Source organism: Streptomyces sp. TRM70350 (genome assembly GCF_019219825.1).
Lineage (GTDB): Bacteria > Actinomycetota > Actinomycetes > Streptomycetales > Streptomycetaceae > Streptomyces.
Genome location: NZ_JAHUXH010000001.1, coordinates 1 through 25,678, shown reverse-complemented (window position 1 = coordinate 25,678; position 25,678 = coordinate 1). Strand labels below are relative to the sequence as shown.

The window sequence follows — 25,678 nt, the reverse complement described above, 5'->3', positions numbered from 1 at the left end:
CGGCGACGGTTCAGGAAGCGGTGCGTTCACGCGGCAGCATCAGCGCCACGTACAGCAGCAGCGAGGCCGCGAGGCCCACCGCCCAGCCGTAGTCCGCGAGCGGCTTCAGGAAGGGGATCACCCCGTCCGCCGGGAAGGGGCCCGACGTCACTCCGTCGGCGTTCACCGTGGAGTACGACCCGCCGACGGCCAGCAGGCCACCGACCACGAACGCCACCAGGGCCCGCCAGTTCCAGCCGGAGGTGTACCAGTAACGCCCGCCCGGCGTGTACAGGTCCGCCAGGTGCAGGACCGTACGCCGGACGATCCAGTAGTCGGCGATCAGGATGCCCGCGACCGTGCCGAGCAGGCCGCCGACCACGCCGAGCCAGGTGAAGATGTAGAACTCGGGCGTCGAGATGAGCTTCCACGGGAAGATCAGGATGCCGATGACGCCCGTGATCAGCGCACCGGTACGGAAGTTGATGAACTTCGGCGCCAGGTTGGCCAGGTCGTACGCCGGGGACACCACGTTGGCCGCGATGTTCACGGAGATGGTGGCGACCAGCACCGTGATGAGCGCGAAGAGCAGGCCGAAGACGTTGTCCGCCTTGGCGGCGAGGGCGACCGGGTCCCAGATCGCCTCGCCGTAGACCACCTCGGAGCCGGAGGTGACCAGCACGGCGAGGATCGCGAACAGCGTCATCGTCGTGGGCAGGCCGAGTGACTGGCCCCACGTCTGGGCGCGCTGGCTGGCCCCGAAGCGGGTGAAGTCGGGGATGTTGAGGGACAGGGTCGCCCAGAAACCGATCATGCCCATGAGGGACGGGAAGAAGACCGGCCAGAAGTCCGCGCCCCAGCCGAGCTCGGAGGGCTGCGACAGCAACTCGCCGAAGCCGTTTGCCTCCACCGCGATCCAGATCAGCAGCACGAAGGCGCCGACGATGACGAAGGGTGCGGCCCAGTTCTCGAAGTGCCGCAGGAAGTCCATGCCGCGGTAGATGATGGCGATCTGCAGCGCCCAGAACACGATGAAGCAGAGCCACAGCGGCCAGGGATTGCCCGCGATCTGACCGGCCTTCTCCCACTCACCGCCGGTGAGCTTGGAGCCGAGGGCGAAGATGCCGCTGCCCCCGATCCAGGTCTGGATGCCGAACCAGCCGCACGCCACCGCCGCCCGGATCAGCGCCGGGACGTTGGCGCCGCGCAGCCCGAAGGAGGCGCGGGCGAGCACCGGGAAGGGGATGCCGTACTTGGGACCGGCGTGGCCGGTGGCCAGCATCGGCAGCAGCACGATGACGTTGGCCAGGGCGATGGTGAAGACCGCCTGCTTCCAGTCCATGCCGAGCGCGACCAGGCCGGAGGCCAGGGTCCAGCTGGGGATGCAGTGCGCCATGGAGATCCACAGCGCCGCGAAGTTGTACGTCGTCCACTTGCGCTCGGCGACCGGGACGGGACGCAGATCCTCGTTGGCGAACGGGCTGTCGGTGGGGAAGGCCTCGGCGGCCAGCTCTATCCGGCCGTCGGCGTCGGCGGTCTGGGCGGCGGGCGACCCCGTGGGGATTGTTTCGGTCATGGCAGGCCAATCGACAAGGCGGGACGGGAGAGGCCGTGCGGGGGCGGGCCTGGGGCCCCTCTCCGGGGGAGCGGAGAGGGGGGACAAGGAGTGGGGGGCCGGGGTGGGGCGTGGGCCAAGCGTTGACCGTGGGGTGGGGATCAGGCGTTGACCGCGGGGGGGGTGGGGATCAGGCGTTGACCGCCGGGATGACCTGCGCGCCGTACGCGTCGATCACCGCTTCCTGCGCGTCGTGCATGTCGTACACCGCGAACTGGTCAACGCCCAGCTCACGCAGCGCGTGCAGTTTCTCGATGTGCCTCTCGACCGGCCCGATGAGGCAGAACCGGTCGACGATCTCGTCGGGCACGAACCGGGTGTCGGGGTTCCCGCTGCGCCCGTGGTGGGAGTAGTCGTAGCCCTCGCGGGCCTTGATGTAGTCGGTGAGTTCGTCGGGTACGGCCGCCGAGTGCTCGCCGTACTTGGCGACCAGGTCGGCGACATGGTTGCCCACCATCCCGCCGAACCAGCGGCACTGCTCCCGCGCGTGCGCGAGCGCCTCGGGCGAGTCGTCCTCGGTGACGTAGGCGGGGGCGGCCACGCAGATGGTCACCTCGGCGGGGTCGCGCCCGGCGGCGACGGCCGCGTCCTTGACCGCCTTGACCATGTACTCGGTGAGATACAGGTCGGCGAGCTGCAGGATGAACCCGTCCGCCTCCTCGCCGGTCATCTTCAGCGCCTTGGGCCCGTAGGCCGCCATCCATACGGGCAGGTGGGCGCCCGGTTTGATCCACGGGAACCTGATCACCGTGCCGCCGAGGTCGGCCTCCCGGCCGCTGCCCAGCGCCCGGATGACCTTCATGGCCTCGCTGATCCGGGCCAGCGTGTTCGGCTTGCGGCCGGCCACCCGCATCGCCGAGTCGCCGCGCCCGATACCGCACACCGTGCGGTTTCCGAACATGTCGTTGAGCGTGGCGAAGGTGGAGGCGGTGACCTCCCAGGTGCGGGTGCCGGGGTTCGTCACCATCGGCCCGACCGTCAGTTTCTGCGTGTTCGCGAGGATCTGGCTGTAGATCACGAACGGTTCCTGCCAGAGCACCGCCGAGTCGAAGGTCCAGCCGTGGGTGAACCCGTTGCGCTCGGCGCGCTTCATCAGGGAGACCACCCGCGAGGCCGGCGGGTCGGTCTGCAGCACGAGTCCGAAGTCCATGGGAATCGCTCCTAGTTGAGGTACTGACAGGTGGAGCGGGGGGTGTAGAGGCCGTGTCCGGCGTGCCCGGTGTACTCCCGCTCGGTGATGACGGGGACGCCGCGCGAGAGGACGGTCTCGACGCGGCCGGTGACGCGCTTTCCCTCGTACGCCGAGTAGTCGACGTTCATGTGATGCGTCTCGGCGGACATGACCTGCTCGGCGTGCGGGTCGTAGATCACCACGTCGGCGTCGGCACCCGGCGCGATGGTGCCCTTCTTCGGGTACATGCCGAACATCCGGGCCGGGGTGGCGCAGGCGATCTCGATCCAGCGGCGGCGTGAGATGTGCCCGTCGAGGACGGCCTGGTGGAGCAGGTCCATACGGTTCTCCACGCCCGGCAGCCCGTTGGGGATCTTGGAGAAGTCGCCGCGGCCGAGTTCCTTCTGCCCGACGAAGCAGAAGGGGCAGTGGTCGGTGGAGACGACCTGGAGGTCGTTGGTGCGCAGGCCCTTCCACAGCTCCGCCTGGTGCTCGCGCGGCCGCAGCGGTGTCGAGCAGACGTACTTCGCGCCCTCGAAGTCGGGTTCGGCGAGGTTGTCGGTCGACAGGAACAGGTACTGCGGGCAGGTCTCGCCGAAGACATCGAGCCCCTGGTCACGTGCCTTGGCCAGCTCGGCGACCGCCTCCATCGCGGAGACGTGGACGACGTACAGGGGCGCGCCCGCCACCTGCGCCAGCTTGATCGCACGGTGGGTGGCCTCCGCTTCGAGGAGGGCCTTGCGTACTTCGCCGTGGTAGCGCGGGTCTGTCTCGCCGCGGGCCAGGGCCTGCGCCACGAGAACGTCGATCGCGATGCCGTTCTCGGCGTGCATCATGATCAGTCCACCGTTGTCGGCGGAGCGCTGCATGGCGCGCAGGATCTGGCCGTCGTCGCTGTAGAAGACGCCCGGATACGCCATGAACTGCTTGAAGGAGGTGACCCCCTCCTCCACCAGCAGGTCCATCTCCTTGAGCGTCTCCTCGTTCACATCGGAGACGATCATGTGGAAGCCGTAGTCGATGGCGCAGTTGCCCTCGGCCTTGGCGTGCCAGGCGTCCAGCCCCTCGCGCAGGGCGTGGCCGACGCTCTGCACCGCGAAGTCGACGATCGTCGTGGTGCCGCCCCAGGCGGCGGCCCGGGTGCCGGTCTCGAAGGTGTCGGAGGCGAAGGTGCCGCCGAACGGCAGCTCCATGTGCGTGTGGACGTCGACGCCGCCCGGGATGACGTACTTCCCGGTGGCGTCGATGACCCGCTCGGCCGTCCAGGCGTCGGCGGCGGGTGTCCCGGAGGTGGCGAGGGCGGCGATGCGGCCGTCCTCGATCAGGACGTCGGCGTGGATCTCGTCGGAGGCGGTGATGACGAGGCCGCCGCGGATCACTGTTCGGCTCATGGGTCGCTCCTCGCAGTGTTCGAAGTGCCGGTTGTGGGTGGCTGGTCGCGCACGCGCGGCGGTAGCCGCACATCGAGCACAGTCCCGCGCCCCTAGAGGTCCGTCAGCGGACCGTACGTTCCAGGTGCGCGATCCCTGTAGAACTGCCAGCGGTCCCTGACTTCTCGCAGCTTCGCCATGTCCAGGTCCCTGACGACCAGTTCGGGCTCCTTGTCGCTCGCCACCTCCCCCACGAACCGGGCCTCCGGGTCGACGAAGTAGCTCGTGCCGTAGAAGTCGTTGTCGCCGTACTCCTCGACCCCCACCCGGTTGATCGCGCCGACGAAGTACTCGTTGGCGACGGCCGCCGCAGGCTGCTCCAGCTGCCACAGGTAGCCGGACAGGCCGCGCGAGGTGGCCGACGGGTTGAAGACGATCTCGGCGCCCGCGAGGCCGAGCGCCCGCCAGCCCTCCGGGAAGTGGCGGTCGTAGCAGATGTAGACGCCGATCCTGCCGACAGCGGTGTCGAAGACCGGCCAGCCGCTGTTGCCGGGCCGGAAGTAGAACTTCTCCCAGAAGCCCTTCACCTGCGGGATGTGGGTCTTGCGGTACTTGCCGAGGTAGGAGCCGTCCGCGTCGATCACGGCGGCGGTGTTGTAGAGGACGCCGGGCTGCTCCTCCTCGTACATCGGCAGCACGAGGACGATGCCCAGCTCCTTCGCGAGGGCCTGGAAGCGCCGGACGACCGGGCCCTCGGGGATCTTCTCGGCGTACTCGTAGAACGCCGGGTCCTGGACCTGGCAGAAGTAGGGTCCGTAGAACAGCTCCTGGAAACACAGGACCTGAGCGCCCTGCGCGGCGGCGTCGCGCACGGCCTGCTCGTGCACCTGGATCATCGACTCCTTGTCGCCGGTCCATGCGGTCTGGAAGACGGCGGCGCGGATCACTCGGCTCATCGGGACCTCCGGTCGCTCCGGTAGCTCGGTGTGCGGTGAGCCTAGGAAGTCCGGATGTCGTCTTTGAGGTGCACCGTGTCACGTCTGCGCGGGCGCGGCGTGCCACCGTGTCACCCTTCGGCAGACCCATGTTTCACCACCGTTTTCCCAGGTCGTCGTATGTTTCAGCCCTGTTGCGCGTCATGTGCGAGGAGGGCGATGTGCACCGACGCGGCCTGCTCGAAGTCGTCGAGGTCCACCCCGAGCCGCGCCTGTATGGCCTCCAGGCGGCGGTAGAGCGCGGGCCGCGAGACATGGTGGAGCTGGGCGGTGCGGGACTTGTTGCGGCCGGTGGCGAGATAGGTGCGCAGCACGGCGAGCAGGGCGCCCGCCTCGTCGTCCCGCCCGCACAGCAGCCCGTCCAGCTCCCGCTCCGCGAAGGACTGCACGTGCGGGTCGTCCCGCAGCAGCCGGATCAGGCCCCGCAGGTGTACGTCCTTCAGGCGGACGACGGCCGGAAGGTCCAACGCGGCCGAGGAGTCCGCCACGGCGTCGGCGACGTGCCGCGCCTCGCGCAGCCCGGCGGGCACGTCGTCCCAGGCGGTGCGCGGGGCCGCGGCGGCGATCACGGGCCGTGACGTGGACCGCAGCCGGACCGCGAAGTGGGCGGTGAGCGCCTCGGCGTCCTGGTCCCGGGCGAGGCTGAGCAGCACGGCGGTGGCCCCGTCGGCGAGTTCGGCGGCGATTCCGGGCAGCCCCAGCAGGCGCATCACGCGGTCCAGTCGGTCCGGTTCACGGTCGCGCACGACCAGCGGGACGAAGGTGCGCCGGTTGACCGGCAGCCCGGCCGCCCGTGCCCTGGGCAGCAACTGCCGCGCGGGTACGACGCCACTGATCAGGTCCGTCAGCAGGCTCTGCGCCGACTGCTCCTCCCAGCTGCCCGACGGGCCGCCGAGCATGCGGTGCAGGACGAGGGCCTCGGCGGCACGGTCGGCGAGCAGCCGCCCGGTGGCGGTGTCACCCCGGTAACCGCACAGCACGATCCGTCCCCACCGCTCCCCGCGCCCGCTCAGCTCGGCGCGTATCCAGCCGTCACCCTCGCTGCCACCGGCCTGCCGGGCGATGCGCTCCCAGTCGCGCAGCACGTCGTCGACGGCCGACCGCTCCCCCGCCGTGGCGAGGACGCGATGGGCGAGGTTGCTCACGACGACGGGGCAGGCGCTGTGCCGGGCCACCTCGTCGAGCAGGCGCTGCAGCGGGGCGCCCGAGGTGATCAGCGCGGTGAGTTCGGTGCGTACGGCCTCGGAGAGGCTGACGGCGGCGAACTTCCGCCGCACCAGCCGGGACTGGACCTCCTCGGTCAGCTCGGCGAAGGGGAAGGGGCGGTGCAGGACGACCAGGGGCAGCCCGCACCGCTCGGCGACCCGCCGCATCGCGTCCGGCGCGGCGGGGAACGCGCGGCCGAGGCCGAGCACGACGGCGGCCGCCTCCGCGCGGTGCAGCGACCGGACGTACTCGGCCTGCTTGTCCGGGTCACCGGCGAGCAGGACGCCGGTGGTGAGGACCATCTCGCCGCCGCTGAGCATCACCCCGACGTCGGCGGCCTCGGCGACGTGCACCCAGCGCACCGGCCGGTCCAGCTGGCTCGCGCCGGCCACCACTTCGGGCTCCCCGGCGAGCACCCGTTCCAGGGTGAGGACCTGCCGGACCGACAGGGCCGGTTCCAAGGGCTCCCAGGGCTCCGAGGGGGTGGTCATGGCGGCGTTCCCTTGCTCGTACCAGTGCTAGCTGATGCTCCTCAGAGCGCGTTCGAGGATGGCGGCGCCCTCCTCGGCCTCCGCGACGGTCAGGGACAGCGGTGGCGCGATGCGCAGGGCGCTGGTGTTGTGCCCGCCGCCCTTGCCGATGAGCAGCCCGCCCTCGCGGGCCGCCTCCAGCACGGCGGACGCGGCCTGCGGATCCGCCTCGTCCGTGCCCGGCCGCACCACCTCGATACCGATCATCAATCCGCGTCCCCGCACCTCGCGCACGGCCGGGACCTGTGCGGCGACGGCCCGCAACCGCTCGATCAGCAGTCCGCCGACCCGCCGGGCGTTGCCCTGGAGGTCGTGTTCGAGCAGGTACGTGAGGTTGGCGAGGCCCGCTGCCATGGTGATCTGGGTGCCGCCGAAGGTCGAGATGCTGTTGGCGTCGAGGCAGTTCATGATCTCGGCGCGGGCGACGACGCCGCCGATGGACATGCCGTTGCCGATGCCCTTGGCGAAGGTGAGCAGGTCGGGCGGACCGCTGCGGCCGTGCGCCTGCCAGCCCCAGAAGTGGTCGCCGGTGCGGCCCCAGCCGGTCTGCACCTCGTCGGCGATCCAGAGGATGCCGCGCTCGTGGAGCACCTCGCGGAAGGCGGCGTACAGGCCGTCCGGCGGTGCGGTGAAGCCGCCGACGCCCTGGACGGGCTCGGCGATCAGCGCGGCGGGCGGGCGGGTGTGGCCGAGCAGGTCGGTGAGATCCTCGACGCAGGCCGCGATGAACTCGTCGTCGCTCAGGGAGGCGTACGGCCCCCGGGTGCGCACGCCGCCGTGGACGTACAGCGTCTGCAGCGGGGACAGGGAGGTCGGTGACCAGCCGCGGTTGCCGGTGATGCCCACGGCGCTGAAGGAACGGCCGTGGTAGCTGTTGCGCATCGCCAGGATCGTGTTGCTGCGGCGGTATGTCGTGGCCAGCAGCAGGGCCGTGTCGTTGGCCTCCGTGCCGGACGTGGTGAAGAAGACGCGGGCGTCCGGGATGCCGCTCAACTGGGCGATGCGCTCGGCGAGTTCGACCATCGGGCGGTTGAGGTACAGGGTGGACGAGTGGATGATCCGCCCGGCCTGCTCGCTCACCGCCTTGGTCACCTCGGGCAGCGCGTGCGCGGTCATCGTGGTCAGGATGCCGCCGAAGAAGTCGAGGTAACGGTTTCCGTCGGCGTCCCAGACGTGTCGGCCCTCGCCGTGGGTGATCTCGAGCGGTTCGTCGTAGTAGAGCGCGAGCCAGTCGGGGAGGACGGCACGGTGGCGTCCCAGCAGGTCCTTGGTCACGGCTGCACCAGCCCTTCGTAGGCGTCGGGGCGGCGGTCGCGGTAGAAGGCCCACTGCTGCCGCACCTCTTCGATGACGTCGAAGTCGAGGTCGCGCACGAGAAGTTCCTCGGCCCTGTCGCTCGCGACCTCACCGACGAACTGCCCCCTCGGGTCGACGAAGTAGCTCGTCCCGTAGAAGTCGTTGTCGCCGTACTCCTCGATCCCGACGCGGTTGATGGCGGCGACGAAGTACTCGTTGGCGACGGCGGCCGCGGGCTGCTCCAGCCGCCACAGATGGGCGGACAGACCTCGGTGGGTGGCGGACGGGTTGTACACCAACTGAGCGCCGTTCAGGCCGAGTTGCCGCCAGCCCTCCGGGAAGTGACGGTCGTAGCAGATGGAGACGCCGACCTTGCCGACGGCGGTGTCGAAGACGGGCCAGCCGAGGTTTCCGGGTCTGAAGTAGTACTTCTCCCAGAAGCCCTTGACCTGCGGGATGTGGTGCTTGCGGTACTTGCCGAGGTAGGAGCCGTCCGCGTCGATCACGGCCGCGGTGTTGTAGTAGAAGCCGGACTGCTCGACCTCGAACACCGGCACCACGATCACCATGCCGGTCTCACGGGCCAGACCCCGCATACGACGTACGGTCGGCCCGTCCGGCACCGGCTCGGCCCACCGGTAGTGCTCCGGCTCCTGGACCTGACAGAAGTAAGGGGCGTTGAAGACTTCCTGGAACCCGATGACCTTGGCACCCTGCCGGGCCGCCGCACGGGCGTGCTCCTCGTGTTTCGCCACCATGGACTCGGTGTCGCCGGTCCAGGTGGCCTGGACCAGAGCGGCACGGACGACGTTCGCCATGAGCTGCTCCTTCGACGGGACGTCAGCGCCTCTACGCCCGTAGAGCGGGCTGTAGAGGCACGAACGTATGCCCAGGCGAAGGCCTTGCCAAGACCATCGTCGTTAACCCGCGGAGTCGGCCGTGTTTCACACCCCTGTGGGTGATCGACGGGTGGCTATGTCGTGAGACCGGCGACACGCAGGGCGTGCACCAGGTCCCAGTGCCGCTCGGCGGAAACGCCCTGCGCGGCCTCCAGGAGCAGTGGCACCAGGGTCTGCGGGTCGGGCTCGGCGCTGCGCGCGGCTTCCTCGGGAGTGCGGACCCGGACGTACGCGTCGAGCAGCGCGCGCACCTCGCGGCGGCGGCCCTCGCGGGCCAGCCCGAGCACGGCCCGGCCGATCTCGCCCGCCGGCCGTCCCACGCCCTGCCGCAGGATCTGCTCCCCGTCGGCGTCCCGACCCGCCGCGACCAGCGCGTCCGCCGCGGCGACCAGCTGCTCGGCGGGCAGTGACGCGGCCTCCCAGAGCAGCGTCGCCCAGTCGGCGCCGAGCCCGGCGCGTTCCATTTCGGCGGCGAGCAGCGGGAAGCGGGCGGCGGGCCAGTACGTGGCCTCGATCAGCAGGACGTGCGCCTCGCCGGTGCGCCCCTCGCCGCGCAGCCGCACCAGCGTCTCGACCATCCCGGCGACCTCCGGCCGCGCCGCCCCGTCCACCGGCTCGACCTGCGCCTCCGACCGCCCGGCCGGTTCTTCGGCCGCCCCCGCGAAACGGGCGCCGCGCAGGGTACGACGGGTGGTGGGCGCCGGAGCGGGCAGCACGGGTACGGCGCCCGGCGGTACGACGGTGGGGGCGGCCTCCTCCTCGACCATCCCGGCGAAACGAGCGCCGCCGCGGCGGCGTTTGCGCTGCTTGGGGGTGGGGCGGGGGGTGTCGGGGGCGGGGGCGGGGGCGGGGGTCGGGTCGTCCGAGACCGCGGGGTGCGGGGCCTCGGGGGGTGGGGCGGGGGCAGGGTCATGGGCGGTACGCTGCCGGGCCTCCCGGGCGAGAGCCGGGTCATGGGCGGCGGACTGTGAGCCCTCGCGAACAGCCCGAGCCTGGTCATGGGCGCTGCGCTGCCGGGCCTCGCGGACGAGAGCCGGGTCATGGGCGGCGCGCTGTGAGCCCTCGTGAGCCCAAGCCGGGTCATGGGCGGCAGGCTCTGAACCCCCGCGACCCCAGGCCCGGTCATAGGCGCTGCGCTGCCGGGCCTCGCGGGCAGGGTTCGGGGCTGGGGCAAAGGTGGCGGGCTGCGCGGGGGCTCCGGGGCTCGGTGCGGTGGAGTCGTCGATGCCGGGGCGTGGGGCGGCGAGGTTGCCTTCGTCGGGGCCGGGACCGAGGGCGGCTCCCTCCGAGCCGGGGGCGCCCTGCGAGCCGTACGCACCGCCCCCCGAGCCGTGGGCGTCGTACGAACCGCCCTCCGTCCGCCGCACCGGCCCGTGCCCTCGCTCCCGCTCCTGCCTCTCCCCCGCGCTCCGCGGCCGGACCAGGTGGGCGTCCCGCACCTGGCCGCCCACCGAGTTCCGGTCCAACTCCGCCATCCGTGAACGGAGTTCGGCGCAGCGGGCGGTCGCCCGGTCGTGGTCGTCGCGGGCCCACGCCAGGTCCAGGCGGATGGCGTCGGCGTCCTCCTGACTCGCGGCGGTGGGCAGCAACCGCCCCAGCTCGGCGAGCCGTTCCGCGGCGTACCGCTGCTCGCGGAGCATGACGTCGAGCCGGTCCCCGAGGGCGTCCCGGCCGCCGGGGCGGGTGTCGTACGCGAAGAGCGCGGCGGCGTGCAGGGGGCGGGCCCGTTCCTTCTCGTGGGCGGCGACCTCGGGGCCGTGCTCCGCGGCGAGATCCTGCAGCAGTGCCTCGACCACGTCCCACGGCGGCATTTCACGCCCGTCGAGGCAGGCCTGCATGCCCTCCGGGTCGCGCTGCCAGAACACCGCGCACCACCCGGCGCCTTGATCCAGGCGCGCCAGCAGGCCGTTCAGGTAGTTCGCGAACTCCCGCACCCGAGCCGGGAGTTGTTCCACTGCCATCGCGCAACCCCCGTAAGGACCGGACAACTCCGGCCCGTAGACAACACCAGTCGTGTTACGGGCTCGCTACGGGAAGTTTTCCGAGGGGACGCAGGGGCCTCAGATCAGCCGCGCTCCGGAGGTGACATCAGCCATGTTCCGGCAAAGGCATCAGACCCCCACCGGCGTGCAGGCTCCGGCCAGTTCGTCCATGGACAGGCCGAGCACGCGGGCCAGCGCGGCCACCGTGAAGAAGGCCGGGGTCGGGGCGCGGCCGGTTTCGATCTTGCGGAGGGTCTCCGCGGAGATACCGGCCTCCGCCGCCACCTCGGCCATGCTGCGGCCGCCGCGGGCCCGGCGCAGCAGCTGTCCGAGCCGCTCGCCGCGTTCACGCTCTTCGGGGGTGAGAGGGGTGCGCACCATGCCGCCATTCTAATACCGGTATAGTAATTGGCATGGTGGAGCTGAAGACAGACACATCGATCGACGCCATGTACGAGGCGGGCCAGGTCGTCGGCCGTGCCCTCACGGCCGTACGCGAGGCCGCCGCCGTGGGCGTGACCCTGCTGGAGCTGGACGAGGTGGCCCGCGAGGTGCTGCGCGAGGCGGGCGCGACGTCGCCCTTCCTCGGGTATCGCCCGTCCTTCGCGCCCACGCCCTTCCCGGCCGTCGTCTGCACCTCGGTGAACGACGCGATCGTGCACGGCATCCCGACCGGCTACCGGCTGCGCGACGGCGACCTGGTCTCCGTCGACTGCGGCGCCGAGCTGGGCGGCTGGGTGGGCGACTCGGCGATCAGCTTCGCCGTCGGCCGCCCCCGCCCGGCCGACCTCCGCCTGATCCAGACCGCCGAGCGCGCCCTCGCGGCCGGCATCGAGGCGGCGGTCGTCGGCAACCGCATCGGCGACATCGCCCACGCCATCGGCACGGTCTGCCGCAAGGCCGGTTACGGCATCATGGACGGCTTCGGCGGCCACGGCATCGGCCGCCGTATGCACGAGGACCCCTCGGTCCCCAACGAGGGCCGCCCCGGACGGGGCCTCCCCCTGCGCAAGGGCATGGTCCTGGCCATCGAGCCCATGCTCATCGCGAGCGGCCGCGACGACTTCCACGCCTCCCCCGACGGCTGGACCCTCCGCACGAACGACGGCTCGCGTGCGGCCCACACGGAGCACACGGTGGCCATCACGGAGACGGGCCCTCGCACCCTCACGGCCAGGCCGACGCCCTGAAGGGGCGCGGGGAACTGCGCGATCAACCACAGCCGGCCCGCACCCGCCGATCGACCAGGCACATCCCCGAACAGTGGGCGCCCCACATGCCACCAGCCCCCGATCGTGCAAAGGTGTTAAAGAGCGTGCCCCACGTTTAGCCGCGCAGCGCAGGCGCACTCGTCCACACCGGTACGCCGATCAGCGAAACGGAACTGTGATGACCAGCGGCTTCCCTGGCCCGGAGGGCATGAACTCGGACCCGTTCGGAGAATTCCTGGCCCGCTTCTTCGGCGGCCCCCGCCCGGGGCCCCGTCAGGTCGACATCGGCCGGCTGCTCAGTCAGCCGGCCCGGGATCTGGTGCGCGGCGCCGCCCAGTACGCCGCCGAGCACGGCAGCCGGGATCTCGACACCCAGCACCTGCTGCGTGCGGCGCTCGCCAGCGAACCGACCCGCAGCCTGCTCAGTCGCGCCGGCGCGGACCCCGACTCCCTGGCGTCGGAGATCGACGAGCGCTCGGGCCCGGTCCAGCACCCGCAGGGCGAGGTCCCGCCGCCCACCTCGCTCTCGCTCACCCCGGCCGTCAAGCGCGCCCTGCTGGACGCGCACGACCTGGCGCGCGCGAGCGGCACCGGCTACATCGGCCCCGAGCATGTGCTCAGCGCCCTCGCCGCCAATCCGGACTCCGCCGCCGGGCACATCCTCAACGCGGCCCGCTTCGCCCCTTCCGGCCTGCCGCCCGAGGCCCCGGACGCCACGCAGCCGCGCCCCGAGCATCCCCGCCCGGCGGCCACGCCGACCGTCGACAAGTACGGCCGTGATCTCACCGACCTGGCCCGTCAGGGCCGTATCGACCCGGTGATCGGCCGGGACCAGGAGATCGAGCAGACCATCGAGGTGCTCTCCCGGCGCGGCAAGAACAACCCCGTGCTCATCGGTGACGCGGGTGTCGGCAAGACCGCCATCGTGGAGGGGCTGGCGCAGCGGATCGCCGACGGTGACGTGCCCGACGTACTGATCGGGCGGCGGGTGGTCGCCCTGGATCTGCCCGGTGTCGTCGCCGGAACCCGTTACCGCGGCGATTTCGAGGAGCGGCTCAACACCATCGTGGGCGAGATCCGCGCCAACTCCGACCGCCTGATCATCTTCATCGACGAACTGCACACGGTCGTGGGCGCGGGTGGTGGCGGCGAGGGCGGCTCCATGGACGCGAGCAACATCCTCAAGCCCGCCCTGGCCCGCGGCGAACTGCACATCGTCGGCGCCACCACCCTGGAGGAGTACCGCCGGATCGAGAAGGACGCGGCGCTCGCCCGCCGTTTCCAGCCGATCATGGTTCCCGAGCCGACCCCCGCGGACGCCATCGAGATCCTGCGCGGGCTGCGCGACCGCTACGAGGCCCACCACCAGGTCCGCTACACGGACGAGGCCCTGGTCGCCGCCGTCGAGCTGTCCGACCGCTATCTCACCGACCGCCGTCTGCCCGACAAGGCGATCGACCTGATCGACCAGGCGGGCGCGCGGGTGCGGCTGCGCGCCGGCACCAAGGGCACGGACGTACGGGCCATGGAACGGGAGGCCGAGCAGCTGGCCCGGGACAAGGATCAGGCGGTCGCCGACGAGCAGTACGAGCAGGCCACTCAGCTGCGGGACCGGATCATGGAGCTGAAGCGGCGGATCTCCGAGGCCACCGGTGACGGCCAGGCCGACGAGGGGGCGAACCTCGAAGTCACCGCCGAGGCCATCGCCGAGGTGGTGTCCCGGCAGACCGGTATCCCGGTGAGCAGGCTGACCCAGGAGGAGAAGGAGCGGCTGCTCGGCCTGGAGGAACACCTGCACGAGCGGGTCGTCGGCCAGGACGAGGCGGTCCGGGTCGTCTCCGAGGCGGTCATGCGTTCCCGCGCCGGGCTCGCCAGCCCCGACCGGCCGATCGGCAGCTTCCTGTTCCTCGGCCCGACCGGCGTCGGCAAGACGGAGCTGGCCCGCGCGCTCGCCGAGGCGCTGTTCGGCAGCGAGGAGCGGATGGTCCGCCTCGACATGAGCGAGTACCAGGAACGGCACACCGTCAGCCGCCTGGTCGGCGCGCCGCCCGGATACGTCGGCCACGAGGAGGCCGGGCAGCTCACCGAGGTCGTGCGCCGGCACCCGTACTCACTGCTGCTGCTCGACGAGGTGGAGAAGGCGCACCCCGACGTCTTCAACATCCTCCTGCAGGTCCTCGACGACGGCCGCCTCACCGACTCGCAGGGCCGCACGGTCGACTTCACCAACACGGTGATCGTGATGACCAGCAACCTCGGCTCCGAGGCGATCACCCGGCGTGGCGCGGGCATCGGCTTCGGCGCGGGCGACGCCGAGGCGGACGAGGAGGCGCGCCGCGAGCAGATCCTGCGGCCGCTGCGCGAGCACTTCCGCCCCGAGTTCCTCAACCGCATCGACGAGATCGTCGTCTTCCGCCAGCTCACGCCGGACCAGCTGCACCGCATCACCGACCTGCTGCTGGAACGCACTCGCCGCCTGATGCAGGCCCAGGGCATCACGGTCCAGTTCACCGACCCGGCCGTCGACTGGCTGGCCCGCCAGGGCTACCAGCCGGAGTACGGCGCCCGCCCACTGCGCCGCACCATCCAGCGCGAGGTCGACAACGAACTCTCCCGCCTCCTCCTCGACGGCCGGGTCCAGGAGGGCGACCGGGTGACCGTGGACACCGAGGACGCCAAGCTGACGTTCCGCACGGAGAGCGCGGCAGCGTAAGCGCCACGGAGTGCGCGACGGCCGCAACCGCACAGGCGACACCGAATGAGCGCTTGCGCGGCAGCGCAGGCGGATACCAAGGACGGCAGCGCGGGCGGCACCGAAGGCGGCCGCAGAAGCGATCCCAGGACGCGGGGCCCAAACAGCACCGAGAGCGCCACACCGCGAACACCGCGCGGCACGGACGCCACCGAGACGCCGCGGCGCAGGCGGCACCGACACCCCGCGGCCGCACAAGCAGCACCAAGGACGGCAGCGCAAGCGGCATCGAAAAGGCGGCCGCGCAGGCCCTGCCAAGGACGCAGGGCGCCGCGTCGCGCCGCGCGAGCGTTACCGAGACGCGGCGGCGCAGGCGGTGCCAAGGTACCGACAGCGCCGCCGCGCAAGCCTCACCGCACCGGCCGCACCACCATCGCCGACCCGCCCCCGCGTCGCTCCTTCTCCGCCGCCGCCAGCCACTTCCCGCCGGGCAGTCGCTGGACGGCCGTGGCCGCGCCGATCTCCGGGGTGAGGCGGAAGGAGTGGCCGATGTCCTGCAACCGCTGCCGCAACTCGCCGTCGTCGTACAGCCCGGGCTCCAGCTCGGTCTGGGCGGCGTTGCGCTGGCTGGCTCGTGGTGCGGCGATGGCGTCGACGAGCGGCAGTCCGCGGTCCAGGAAGCCGGTCAGCGTCTGCAGCACGGTGGTGATGATGGTCGCCCCGCCGGGCGAACCCAGCGCCACCACCGGCTTCCTGTGCTCGTCCAGCACGATCGTCGGCGACATCGACGAGCGCGGGCGCTTGCCCGGACCCGGCAGATTCGGGTCGTGCACGGCCGGGTTGGCCGGGGTGAAGGAGAAGTCCGTCAGCTCGTTGTTGAGGATGAAGCCGCGCCCGGGGACGGTGATGCCACTGCCGCCGGTCTGCTCGATGGTGAGCGTGTAGGAGACGACGTTGCCCCACTTGTCGGCCGTGGTCAGGTGGGTGGTGCTGTCGCCCTCGTACGTCGTCGGGGCCGCCGTGCCACCCGCGGAGCACGCCGCCGGGTCACGCGGGTCACCCGGCGCGACCGGGCTGGTCAGCACCGCGTCGTCCTTGATCAGGCACGCGCGCGAGTCGGCGTACTTCTGCGACAGCAGCTCCTTCGTCGGTACGTCCTCGAAGGCGGGGTCGCCCACCCAGCGCCCCCGGTCCGCGAACGCGATCCGGCTCGCCTCGATGGAGCGGTGCAGGTACTGCGCCTCGCTCGCCTTCGAAAGGTCCGTCCGCTCCAGCATGTTGAGCGCCTGGCCGACCGTGGTGCCGCCCGAGGAGGACGGTGCCATCGAGTAGACGCCGAGGCCGCGGTACGAGGTCTTGCTGGGCGCCTGGTTCTTCGTGCGGTAGGCCGCGAGGTCCTTCAGCGACAGGTCGCCGGGGCGGGCGTGGTAGCCGGAGGCGGGGTCCACCGGGGGATCGTTGACGGTGTCGACGATCTCCTTCGCCAACTGGCCCCGGTACAGCGCGCCGACGCCCTTGCGGCCCAGCTCCTCGTAGGTCTGTGCCAGGTCGGGGTTGGTGAAGGTGGCGCCGACGACGGGCAGTTCACCGCCGGGCAGGAAGAGCTTCGCCGTGTCCGGGAAGTTCCTGAACCGCGCTTCGTTGGACGCGGTCTGCGCGCGGAAGGTGGCGTCGACGGTGAAGCCGTCACGGGCCAGCCGTTCGGCGGGCTTCAGCAGGGTGCGCAGCGGTTTGCTGCCCCAGCTCCTCAGCGCCGTCTGCCAGGTGGCGGGGGTGCCGGGGGTGCCGACGCTCAGTCCGCTGGTGACCGCCTCGGCGAAGGGAATCGCCTTGCCGTTCTCCGTGAACAGCTTCTCGTCGGCCGTCAGCGGCGCGGTCTCGCGGCCGTCGATCGTGTGCACCGAACGGGACCGGGCGTCGTAGTAGACGAAGTAACCGCCGCCACCGATCCCGGCGGAGTACGGCTCCGTGACACCCAGCGCGGCGGCGGTGGCGACGGCCGCGTCGACGGCGTTGCCGCCCTTCCTCAGCACCTCGATACCGGCGGCGGAGGCGTCCGCGTCGACGCTCGCCACCGCGCCGCCGTAGCCGACAGCGACCGGGACCTTCTCCACCGGCGTAGTCCGGGGCGCCGGGGCCGCCGCGGCCCCCACCGACACCACGGCGGCCGAGACCGCCAGAACCGTCAGTTTCCGCACGACAGGGCGACGCATCCGCACCTCCAGTCAGGGACCGTTCGCGCAGCCTAATCCATGGACATGCGCGCGTCAGGAGCCCAAACCGCCACGCTCGAACACCATTTCCCTGCGCCCGCTACCATGCGCGCCCATGACTGACGACGTGCGCAACATCGTCCTCGGCGTGATCGCGGCCGGCCTGAGCGCCGCGATCGGCTGGCTGGCCCGCACCTACCTGTGGAAGCGCAGGCTCCGAAGGAAGCAGGCCTTCTTCGGGCTGCCGGACAACTCCGAGTCGCTGCTCGTGGTCAACCGGGACGCCGGCAGCCCGGACCTGGCGGTGCACCGCTACGACGTGTTCGCGCTGCTGGAACTGTCCGCCCTCATCAAGGACTGCGGGGCGAACGCCCAGGTCGTCACCCAGGATGCGGCCCAGCAGGGCTTCGGTGAGCGGACCGAGTTCTGTGTCGGCGGCCCGGGGTCGAACCGGCGGATGCTCGCCCACATGTCGGCGATGCTGCCGGGCGTACGCGTCAACATCGACCCCGAACCCGGCCCGGACCGCGGCGCCTTCCAGATCGGCAGCGAGAGGTACCGCATGGAGGCCGGGGTCACCGAGTACGTCCTGCTGGCCCGTATCACCGCGGGCCAGTCGAGACCGGTGTTCCTCTTCTGCGGCCAGCGCGCGATCACCAACCAGGCCGCCACCCGCTATCTCGCCCGCAACCACGAGCGGCTGGCCCGCAAGCACGGCAACCACACCTTCGTACTGCTGCTGAAGGTGGTGAACTCGCAGGCGTACGGCCCGGACGTGGTCGAACTGGTCGCGGACGTGACCAGGGCGGCCCAGGCCCCCCTCCCGGCGGCCACCGCTCCCCGCACCTCGCACCGAGCGACCTAGGGCCTGCCGTTTGGCCCTGGCCGCACCCTTCAACAATTGTTACTTTCACGTAACTTACCGACGGGTTACCTGCGGTAAGGAGCCGCGGTTACCGTCGGGTCACTTTGCACTGACACGAGTGAGGAGTGACCCGTGGGACTCCAGCGCAAGACCCTGCGTACGACCGCCGTGGGCGCCGTCTCCGCGACTCTCGTCGCCGGTAGCGCCCTCGGGCTCGCCCCCGCCGCCCAGGCGGCGCCCCACCCCGTCCGTTTCGTCGACATCACCGGCGACGGCGGCACGATCCTCAAGGCGAACGTCGTCACGCCCGCGGGCGCCGACGCCGGCCGCCGCTACCCGCTGCTCGTGCTGCCCACGAGCTGGGCCACGCCCCAGATCGAGTACCTCGCACAGGCCCAGCAGCTCGCCGACTCCGGCTATGTCGTGGTCACTTACAACTCCCGCGGCTTCTGGCAGTCCGGCGGTTACATAGAAGTCGCCGGGCCACCCGACGTGGCCGACGCGTCCCGCGTCATCGACTGGGCGCTCGCCAACACCCCGTCCGACGCCGAGCGCATCGGCATGGCGGGGGTCTCGTACGGCGCGGGCATCAGCCTGCTCGCGGCCGCGCACGACAAGCGCGTCAGGGCCGTCGCCGCGCTCAGCGGCTGGGCCGACCTGATCGACTCGATCTACTCCAGCCGCACCCAGCACTCCCAGGCCGCGGCCCTGTTGCAGGGGGCGGGCCGGATCACCGGGCGGCCCAGCCCCGAACTCCAGCAGGTGTTCAGGGACTTCTTCGCCTCCAATCTGGAGAAGGAGCCGGAGCTGATCACCTGGGGGAAGAAACGTTCCCCCGCCTCCTATGTCGACCGGCTCAACGACAGCGGCGCCGCGCTCCTGCTCGCCAACGCCTGGGGCGACACGATCTTCCCGCCCAACCAGTACGCGGACTTCTACGAGAAGCTGACCGTCCCCAAGAGACTCGACCTGCGCCCCGGCGACCACGCGACCGCCGAGGCGACCGGGCTGCTCGGCCTGCCCAACGACGTGTGGACCGACACCGAGCGCTGGTTCGACCACCACCTCAAGGGCGAGGACAACGGCGTCGACCGCGAGCAGCCGGTCCGTCTCAAGTCCCGCACGGGCGGCGGCTACGAGGGCTACCCGGACTGGAAGTCGGTCACCGCTACCAGCCGGAAGATCGACCTCGCGGGCTCGACCACGATCCGCACGAACGTCAACTCCGGGGCGGACGGCGGGGTCGTCCTCCTGTCCGGCATCCTCGACCAGGTCGCCCAGCTGCCCCCGACGGCTTCCATCCCCCTGCTGCCGCGCCGCTGGGCGGCCGTATGGCAGTCGGAGAAGTACGCCACGACCCAGCAGGTGCGCGGCACCGCGAAGCTGCACACGACCCTCACCCCGACCGCGGCGAGCGGAACCCTCGTCGCCTACCTGTACGACGTGGGCCCGCTCGGCCTCGGCAAGCTGGTCACCAACGCGCCGTACACCTTCCACGGGCGTACGCCCGGAAAACCGTTCGGCGTCGACCTTGAGCTGTTCTCCACCGCCTACGACGTCCCTGCGGGGCATCGGCTCGCCCTGGTCGTCGACACGGTCGACCCGCTCTACATCGAGCACAACCCGTCCGGCGCGCGGCTGACCTTCTCCTCGCCGGCGAACGACCCGTCGTACGTGTCGATTCCGCTGCGCGAGCAGTGATCTGCGGCCGCCGCCGGACGGGCCTGGCTCGGGTACTGCCGCCCCTACGGTCGAACGGCCGTGGGGGCCCACCGCGGGGCTGAACGGCACATCGTAGTCGAGGTCCGCCGAACGCGAACGCGTGTCAGTACTCGGCGACTTCCGCGTACAGCTGCGACAGCTCGGGCACCCCGCTCGCGGCCCACTCCTGGCCGGAGGCCACGACGTCGAACTCACGGCCGGACGCCAGCCGCACCACCGGCTGGCCGTCCGGCCAGATCTCCCAGGCCGCGCCGGGCACCGTGCGCACGATCACCGTACCCAGGTACAGACCGGCGTCATTGCCCAGCCAGGGCAGGATCTCCTCGTCGTCCCGCCAGCGCGGCAGCAGCTGGTCGAGCGCCTCCAACGAGGCCACACTGTCGTCGAGTCGGACGCCCGCCCGGTCCGCCTGGGAACGTAGCAGTTCGCACTCGGCCAGGAGCTCGGCGATGCCCTCGGGGTCGAAGACCCCGGGCCTCTGGCGTCGGTGGCCCAGGAAAGGGATGTTCATACGTCCAGCCTGGCATTCGCACCGGCGTGCGCACCACAGGCGCGCGGACGGTCGCCTCCGGTCGTCCGGGCGGTTTCACGCCGTGTTCGCGCATGGTTCGTTGACCCGCTACGGCCGCCTCCCTAGCTTCACGATCATCAGCTTCACCATCATCGCTTCGCCACAGGAGAGCAGGAGGGCCGGTTGGTACGCCGAGGTGTCCGGGGGTTGGCGGTCGTCCTCGTGCTGATCGCGTCCGTACTGCCCACCGCCTCCGCCCAGGCCACCCGCGGCGGGACGGCGGCACCGCTGCCGCTGGAGCGGCTCTTCGACAACACCGCCGTCAGCGACGACAGCAGCCCCGCCGAGGCCGACTTCGACGGCGTGGGCGCGTCCCTGTCCGCCCAGGACCTGGCGGCCGCCGGATGGACGCCCGGCCGCGCGCTCACCGTGCAGGGTGCCACGCTGACCTGGCCGGACCGGGTCGCGGGCGAGCCGGACAACGTGCGGGCCGACGGCCAGAGCGTGTACCTGCACGGCCAGGGCGACGCGCTCGCCTTCCTGGTCGCGAGCACGTCCGGCGCCGACCTCACCGCGTCCGGCGCGGTCTCGTACGCCGACGGCGCCCGCTCCCCGTACGTCCTCACCGCGCCCGACTGGCGGCGCGGCCCGCTCGCCACCAAGGCGGTGGCGCTGCCGCACGTCAACACGCCCGGCGGTCAACTCGCCGAGAAGGCGCGGCTGTACGTCGTCACCGTCCCGGTCGATCCGGGGCGGACCGTCGCCTCGGTGCGGCTGCCCCGCGCCCGCGACCTGCATGTCTTCGCCCTGTCGGTGCGCGCCGCGACGACCGGCTGGACCGGCAGCTGGGCGACGGCGACGTCCGGGTATCCGGCCGTGGGGCCGTGGACCGACCGGACGCTGCGGCTGGTCGTGCACACCTCGGCGGGCGGGCCCCGGGTGCGGCTGCGCTTCGACAACACCTTCGCGGCGGCGCCGGTGCGGATCGGTGGCGCGACGGTGGCCGTGCAGGACACGGGCGCGGCGGCCGAGGGCACGCCGGTGCGGCTGACGTTCGGCGGGGCGACGGGCGTCGAGATCCCGGCGGGGGCCCAGGCGTACAGCGATCCGCTCGCCTTCGACGTGCCCGCCGACGCCCGTCTGCTGGTCAGCTTCCATCTGCCCGGGCCGGTCGCGGCGGCGCCGGTGCACCGGCTCGCGCAGCAGCGGTCGTATCTGAGCGGACCGGGCGACCACACGGCCGACGGCGCGGCCACGGCGTACCCCACCGTGCTGACCAACTGGCCGCTGCTGACCGGTGTGGACGTGGCCGGTGGGCCGGGGTCGGTCGTGGTGATCGGCGATTCGATCACCGACGGCGACAGGTCCACCGTTGACGCCAACCGGCGCTGGCCCGACGTGCTCGCCCGGCGGCTGCTGGGGCAGAGCGCGGTACCGCACTACGGGGTGCTCAACCAGGGCATCGCGGGCAACAACGTGATCAGCGACCGCTATCCCGGGGACGGGGTCTCCACGGACGCGTCCGGGGTGAGCGCGCTGCACCGGCTCGACCGGGATGTGCACGCCCAGTCCTCGGTGCGTACGGCGGTCGTGTCCGAGGGCATCAACGACCTGCTGTCGGGCAGGAGCGCGCAGCAGCTGACCACCGGTCTTCGGGAGATCGCCGACCGGGCGCACGCGCGTGGGCTGCGGGTGCTGGTGGCGACCCTGCTGCCGTGCGGCGGCGAGCCGCGCTGCACGGCCGTCCTGGAGAGGGAGCGGACCGCCGTCAACACGTGGATCCGGCAGAACGACGTGTTCGACGCAGTGCTGGACTTCGACGCGGCGGTACGGGACCCGGCGCGGCCGACGCGGATGCTCCCGGCGTACGACAGCGGCGACCATCTGCATCCGGGCGACGCGGGACTGGCGGCGCTGGCGGAGTCGGTGGATCTGACGCTGCTGTGAGCCTGCCGGGCTCTGGACCAGCTCTGGACCCAACGCCGACGGCGTTGCCCCTAGACCTCCAGGTCCACGACCACCGGCGCGTGGTCCGAGGCTCCCTTGCCCTTGCGCTCCTCGCGGTCCACGTAGGCGTCCTTGACCGCGTTCGCGAACGGCTTGTTGCCGTAGACCAGGTCGATCCGCATGCCGCGGTTCTTGGGGAAGCAGAGCTGGCGGTAGTCCCAGTACGTGAACGGGTGGTCGTACTTCAGGGGGCGCGGGACCACGTCCGACAGGCCCGTCTCGCGCAGCGAGGCCAGCGCGGCGCGTTCGGCCGGGGTGACATGGGTGAGGCCCTCGAAGGCGGCCACGTCGTAGACGTCGTCGTCCGTCGGCGCGACGTTGAAGTCGCCGAGCACCGCGAACGGGCGGGTGCCGCCCGCGTCCCCGGCGACGGCCGCCTTCAGCGCCTCCAGCCACTGGAGCTTGTAGGCGTAGTGGGTGTGTTCGACCTCACGTCCGTTCGGCACGTACACCGACCAGACGCGGATCGGGCCGCAGGTCGCGGAGATGGCGCGGGGCTCCACCGAGCCGTCGTAACCGGTGTCGCCGGGCAGGCCCTTGACGACGTCCGCGATGCCGAGCCGGGAGAGCACCGCCACGCCGTTCCACCGGCCGGTGGCGTGCACCGCGGCCTCGTAGCCCAGGTCACGCAGCTGGTCGAACGGGAACTGCTCCTCGGCGACCTTGGCCTCCTGCAGGCACAGCACGTCGGTGCCGCTGTTCTCCAACCAGGCCAGCAGCCGGGGCAGACGAGCGATGATCGAGTTCACGTTCCAGGTCGCGATGCGCATGACTCACAACCTACCGGGCGGGTCCGACAACGCGTCCCGCCCGTGATCCGTCACACCTCCGCGGACTCCCCCGGCGTCAGCCGCAGGTGCCGGGAGCCGCCCAGGGCGCCGATCTGGTTGTCGTAGATCGGGCGGGCGAGGTCGGTGAGGAGGGCGTCGTGGATGTCGTACGCCCGCTGCGGCCTCACCTCGCGGACGTAGTCGATGACCTCGGAGATCTTGCTCCATGGGGCCATCACCGGCAGCATCAGCGTCTCCACCGGGTGGTCGGGGACGGTGAGGGCGTCGCCGGGGTGGAAGACGCGGCCGTCGATCAGGTAGCCGACGTTGGTGATGCGCGGGATGTCCGGGTGGATCACGGCGTGCAGTTCGCCGTGCACCTGCACGTCGAAGCCCGCGGCGGTGAACGTGTCGCCGTGGCCGACGGTGTGCACCCGGCCCGGGAACGCTGCCGAGATCTTCTCCGCGACGGACCTCAGCGTCCAGATCTCGGCGGCCGGGTCGGCCTCCAGGGCGGCCCGCAGCCGTTCCTCGTTGAAGTGGTCGGCGTGCTCGTGTGTGACGAGGATCGCCTCGGCGCCGACCGCGGCGTCCGTCTCGCTGAAACCGCCGGGGTCGACCACGAGCGTCCGGCCGTCCTTCTCCAGACGGACGCAAGCGTGCGACTTCTTCGTGAGCTTCATGGGTCCATCCTGGCCGGGGTGTGTGGGGTGGGGGCTTACTCCTGGGGTGTCGTCTCCTCTCTTATGACCTGCTGGGCGACCTTGAACGCGCTGTTCGCGGCCGGTACGCCGCAGTAGACGGCCGTCTGGAGCAGCACCTCCTTGATCTCGGCCGGGGTGAGGCCGTTGCGCAGGGCGGCACGGGTGTGGAAGGCGAGTTCGTCGAGGTGACCGCCCGCGACCAGAGCGGTGAGGGTGATGCAGCTTCGGGTCCGGCGGTCCAGGCCCGGCCGGTTCCAGACCTCGCCCCAGGCGTAGCGGGTGATGAACTCCTGGAAGTCCCCGGAGAACTCGTCGGCCTGCGCCAGCGCCCGGTCCACATGCGCGTCGCCGAGCACCTCGCGCCGCACCTTGATCCCGGCGTCGTACGGGTCCGGCCGCCCGTTCGTCTGCGGGTCCACGGCGGCCGGGGCGATCTCGGCGACGGGCGCGGCCTGCGGGGGCGGCGGCGCGGCGAGGACCGGCTTGACCGGGGCCGCCGCGATGGCCATCTGGCCGGTGGCGTCGAACGCGGGCTGCCAGGCGGTGGAGAAGTGCGTGACCAGCAGGTCCGTGACGGCGGCGGGCTGCTCGACGGGGACCAGGTGGGAGGCGCCGGGTACGACGGCCAGGCGGGCGTCGGGTATCCCGGCGACCAGGGTGCGGGCCTCGGCGGGGCCGGTGACCTGGTCCTCCGAGCCGACCAGGACGAGGGTGGGCACGCCGACGCGGCCGAGTTCGTGCCGTACGTCGAAGGTGGCGAGCGCCTCGCAGTTGGCGATGTAGCAGCCGGGGTCGGTGGTGCGCACCATCTGCACCGCCCACTCGGTGATCGCGGGCTGGGCGGCGGCGAACCCGGCGGTGAACCAGCGGTCCGGCGCGGTGCGGGCGATCGGGTCGAGCCCGTTGGTCCGGACGATCACACCGCGCTGGCGGAACTCGTCGGCGGTGCCGAAGCGGGGCGAGGCGGCGATCAGCGCGAGCGAGGCCAGCCGCTCCGGGTGGCGCAGGGCCAGCTCGACGCCGACCGCGCCGCCGAGGGCGCAGCCCGCGTACCCGAAGCGGTGCACGCCCAGGCTGTCGAGGGTGGTGAGCAGCCGGGCGGTGAGCTCGGTGACGGAACCGGCGGGGTAGGCGGGGGCGCCGCCGTGCCCGGGCAGGTCGTACCGGAAGACCCGCCACTGCTGCATCAGCTCCGGGACCTGGCGGTCCCACATGTGCCAGGTGGTACCCAGGGAGGGACCCAGGATCAGGACGGGAGCCTCTTCTGGCCCGTCAAAGCGGTATTGCAGGGTGTTCGACGGTGTCTCACTCACGCCTCAGACCCTCTCACGTATCACGGACGCCCCTATAACGGGGGAACGCTGGATACCGTTCTGACCAGGTTGAAGACCTCGCGGGCGGCATATCGCTTGAGGCATCGGATGATCTCACGTCGGGTCTTCCCCTCCTTGGTGCGGCGTTCGTAGTACGCCTGGGTGCGCGGGTCGTGGCGCAGCCGGGTGAACACGATGCGGTGCAGGGCCGCGTTCGCCTGGCGGTCGCCGCCGTGGTTGAGCCGGCGCGTGCTCCGCCGGCCCGACGAATACTCGATGGGGCTGACTCCGCAAAGGGCAGCAAAGGACGCTTCGGTGTTCAGCCGCTCGGGATTGTCCCCCATGGTAATCAGGAGAGTGACGGCGCTGTCCGGACCGATGCCCACCGGTACGAGCAGTTGCGGCGCGTGACGTTCGACGAGCCGGGTCAGGCGTTGGTTCAGCTCATTGATCTGCCCGGTGAGCTGTTCGATGCGTTCGGCGAGCATGCGCAACGTCATGTGGGTGGCCTGGACCACCGCGTCCTCGTCTCCCCCACCATCGGGCGGGCTGAGGGTCGCGCAGGTGCGGAACAGCTCGGCATTGCCCAAGCTCGACAACCGCTCCCGCAGGGCGGGGTCGGCGATC

The 25,678-nt window shown here is 71.5% G+C and carries 20 protein-coding genes; 5 read left to right on the top strand and 15 right to left on the bottom strand.

Features of this window, described 5'->3' with window-relative positions:
• Positions 1–10 precede the first annotated feature (10 nt).
• The 9 genes from KWI83_RS00100 to KWI83_RS00060 all read right to left on the bottom strand — a co-directional run bounded on the left by KWI83_RS00100 (position 11) and on the right by KWI83_RS00060 (position 11,424).
• Entirely contained in the window at positions 11–1,555 is a 1,545-nt protein-coding gene (locus tag KWI83_RS00100; RefSeq protein WP_218512143.1) for an NCS1 family nucleobase:cation symporter-1, read from the bottom strand.
• A 169-nt stretch (positions 1,556–1,724) separates the two neighbouring features.
• Positions 1,725–2,744, bottom strand: coding sequence for a TIGR03842 family LLM class F420-dependent oxidoreductase (locus tag KWI83_RS00095; RefSeq protein ID WP_218512142.1), 1,020 nt, complete (start codon positions 2,742–2,744; stop codon positions 1,725–1,727).
• A gap of 11 nt (positions 2,745–2,755) precedes the next feature.
• Positions 2,756–4,156 (bottom strand): dihydropyrimidinase, encoded by a 1,401-nt coding sequence (hydA, locus tag KWI83_RS00090; RefSeq protein WP_218512141.1) that lies wholly within the window; start codon positions 4,154–4,156, stop codon positions 2,756–2,758.
• 92 nt (positions 4,157–4,248) lie between these two features.
• Complete coding sequence (locus tag KWI83_RS00085) at positions 4,249–5,091, bottom strand: nitrilase-related carbon-nitrogen hydrolase (RefSeq protein WP_218512140.1); 843 nt, start codon at positions 5,089–5,091, stop codon at positions 4,249–4,251.
• Between the two features lie 164 nt (positions 5,092–5,255).
• Positions 5,256–6,827 carry a PucR family transcriptional regulator gene (locus KWI83_RS00080; RefSeq protein WP_218512139.1) on the bottom strand — a complete coding sequence of 524 codons (1,572 nt, stop codon included), beginning with the start codon at positions 6,825–6,827 and terminating at the stop codon, positions 5,256–5,258.
• Positions 6,828–6,854: 27 nt separating this feature from the next.
• Positions 6,855–8,141 (bottom strand): aspartate aminotransferase family protein, encoded by a 1,287-nt coding sequence (locus KWI83_RS00075; protein ID WP_218512138.1) that lies wholly within the window; start codon positions 8,139–8,141, stop codon positions 6,855–6,857.
• On the bottom strand, positions 8,138–8,980 hold the full coding sequence (locus KWI83_RS00070; protein ID WP_218512137.1) for a nitrilase-related carbon-nitrogen hydrolase: 843 nt from the start codon (positions 8,978–8,980) through the stop codon (positions 8,138–8,140). The genes KWI83_RS00075 and KWI83_RS00070 overlap by 4 nt, the downstream gene beginning before the upstream one ends.
• A gap of 155 nt (positions 8,981–9,135) precedes the next feature.
• Positions 9,136–11,022: a hypothetical protein gene (locus KWI83_RS00065; RefSeq protein ID WP_218512136.1), complete on the bottom strand. Its 1,887-nt coding sequence runs from the start codon at positions 11,020–11,022 to the stop codon at positions 9,136–9,138.
• Positions 11,023–11,172: 150 nt separating this feature from the next.
• Positions 11,173–11,424, bottom strand: coding sequence for a helix-turn-helix domain-containing protein (locus tag KWI83_RS00060; protein WP_218512135.1), 252 nt, complete (start codon positions 11,422–11,424; stop codon positions 11,173–11,175).
• Positions 11,425–11,456: 32 nt separating this feature from the next.
• Between KWI83_RS00060 and map the strand changes: the two genes are divergently transcribed.
• On the top strand, positions 11,457–12,233 hold the full coding sequence (gene map / locus KWI83_RS00055; protein WP_218512134.1) for a type I methionyl aminopeptidase: 777 nt from the start codon (positions 11,457–11,459) through the stop codon (positions 12,231–12,233).
• 199 nt (positions 12,234–12,432) lie between these two features.
• Positions 12,433–14,967 (top strand): ATP-dependent Clp protease ATP-binding subunit, encoded by a 2,535-nt coding sequence (locus KWI83_RS00050; protein WP_218512133.1) that lies wholly within the window; start codon positions 12,433–12,435, stop codon positions 14,965–14,967.
• 389 nt (positions 14,968–15,356) lie between these two features.
• Here the strand turns inward: KWI83_RS00050 and ggt are convergent, their stop codons facing one another.
• The gene (ggt, locus tag KWI83_RS00045) at positions 15,357–17,159 is read right to left on the bottom strand and encodes a gamma-glutamyltransferase (RefSeq protein WP_218512132.1); all 1,803 of its coding nucleotides are present in this window, start codon (positions 17,157–17,159) and stop codon (positions 15,357–15,359) included.
• A 115-nt stretch (positions 17,160–17,274) separates the two neighbouring features.
• Between ggt and KWI83_RS00040 the strand changes: the two genes are divergently transcribed.
• Entirely contained in the window at positions 17,275–18,024 is a 750-nt protein-coding gene (locus KWI83_RS00040; protein ID WP_218512131.1) for a hypothetical protein, read from the top strand.
• 132 nt (positions 18,025–18,156) lie between these two features.
• The gene (locus tag KWI83_RS00035) at positions 18,157–19,725 is read left to right on the top strand and encodes an alpha/beta fold hydrolase (protein WP_218512130.1); all 1,569 of its coding nucleotides are present in this window, start codon (positions 18,157–18,159) and stop codon (positions 19,723–19,725) included.
• 124 nt (positions 19,726–19,849) lie between these two features.
• Here the strand turns inward: KWI83_RS00035 and KWI83_RS00030 are convergent, their stop codons facing one another.
• Positions 19,850–20,257: a DUF6278 family protein gene (locus tag KWI83_RS00030; RefSeq protein WP_218512129.1), complete on the bottom strand. Its 408-nt coding sequence runs from the start codon at positions 20,255–20,257 to the stop codon at positions 19,850–19,852.
• A 207-nt stretch (positions 20,258–20,464) separates the two neighbouring features.
• Between KWI83_RS00030 and KWI83_RS00025 the strand changes: the two genes are divergently transcribed.
• Positions 20,465–22,204 carry an SGNH/GDSL hydrolase family protein gene (locus KWI83_RS00025; RefSeq protein ID WP_256361592.1) on the top strand — a complete coding sequence of 580 codons (1,740 nt, stop codon included), beginning with the start codon at positions 20,465–20,467 and terminating at the stop codon, positions 22,202–22,204.
• A gap of 50 nt (positions 22,205–22,254) precedes the next feature.
• Here the strand turns inward: KWI83_RS00025 and KWI83_RS00020 are convergent, their stop codons facing one another.
• The 4 genes from KWI83_RS00020 to KWI83_RS00005 all read right to left on the bottom strand — a co-directional run.
• A complete protein-coding gene (locus KWI83_RS00020; protein ID WP_218512127.1) occupies positions 22,255–23,034 on the bottom strand; it encodes an exodeoxyribonuclease III in 780 nt (259 codons plus the stop codon).
• A gap of 50 nt (positions 23,035–23,084) precedes the next feature.
• A complete protein-coding gene (locus tag KWI83_RS00015) occupies positions 23,085–23,717 on the bottom strand; it encodes an MBL fold metallo-hydrolase (protein ID WP_218512126.1) in 633 nt (210 codons plus the stop codon).
• Positions 23,718–23,752: 35 nt separating this feature from the next.
• A complete protein-coding gene (gene pcaC / locus KWI83_RS00010) occupies positions 23,753–25,051 on the bottom strand; it encodes a 4-carboxymuconolactone decarboxylase (protein WP_218512125.1) in 1,299 nt (432 codons plus the stop codon).
• A 32-nt stretch (positions 25,052–25,083) separates the two neighbouring features.
• Positions 25,084–25,678 (bottom strand): transposase (locus KWI83_RS00005; RefSeq protein ID WP_218512124.1); only part of this gene is annotated, 595 nt, incomplete at its 5' end.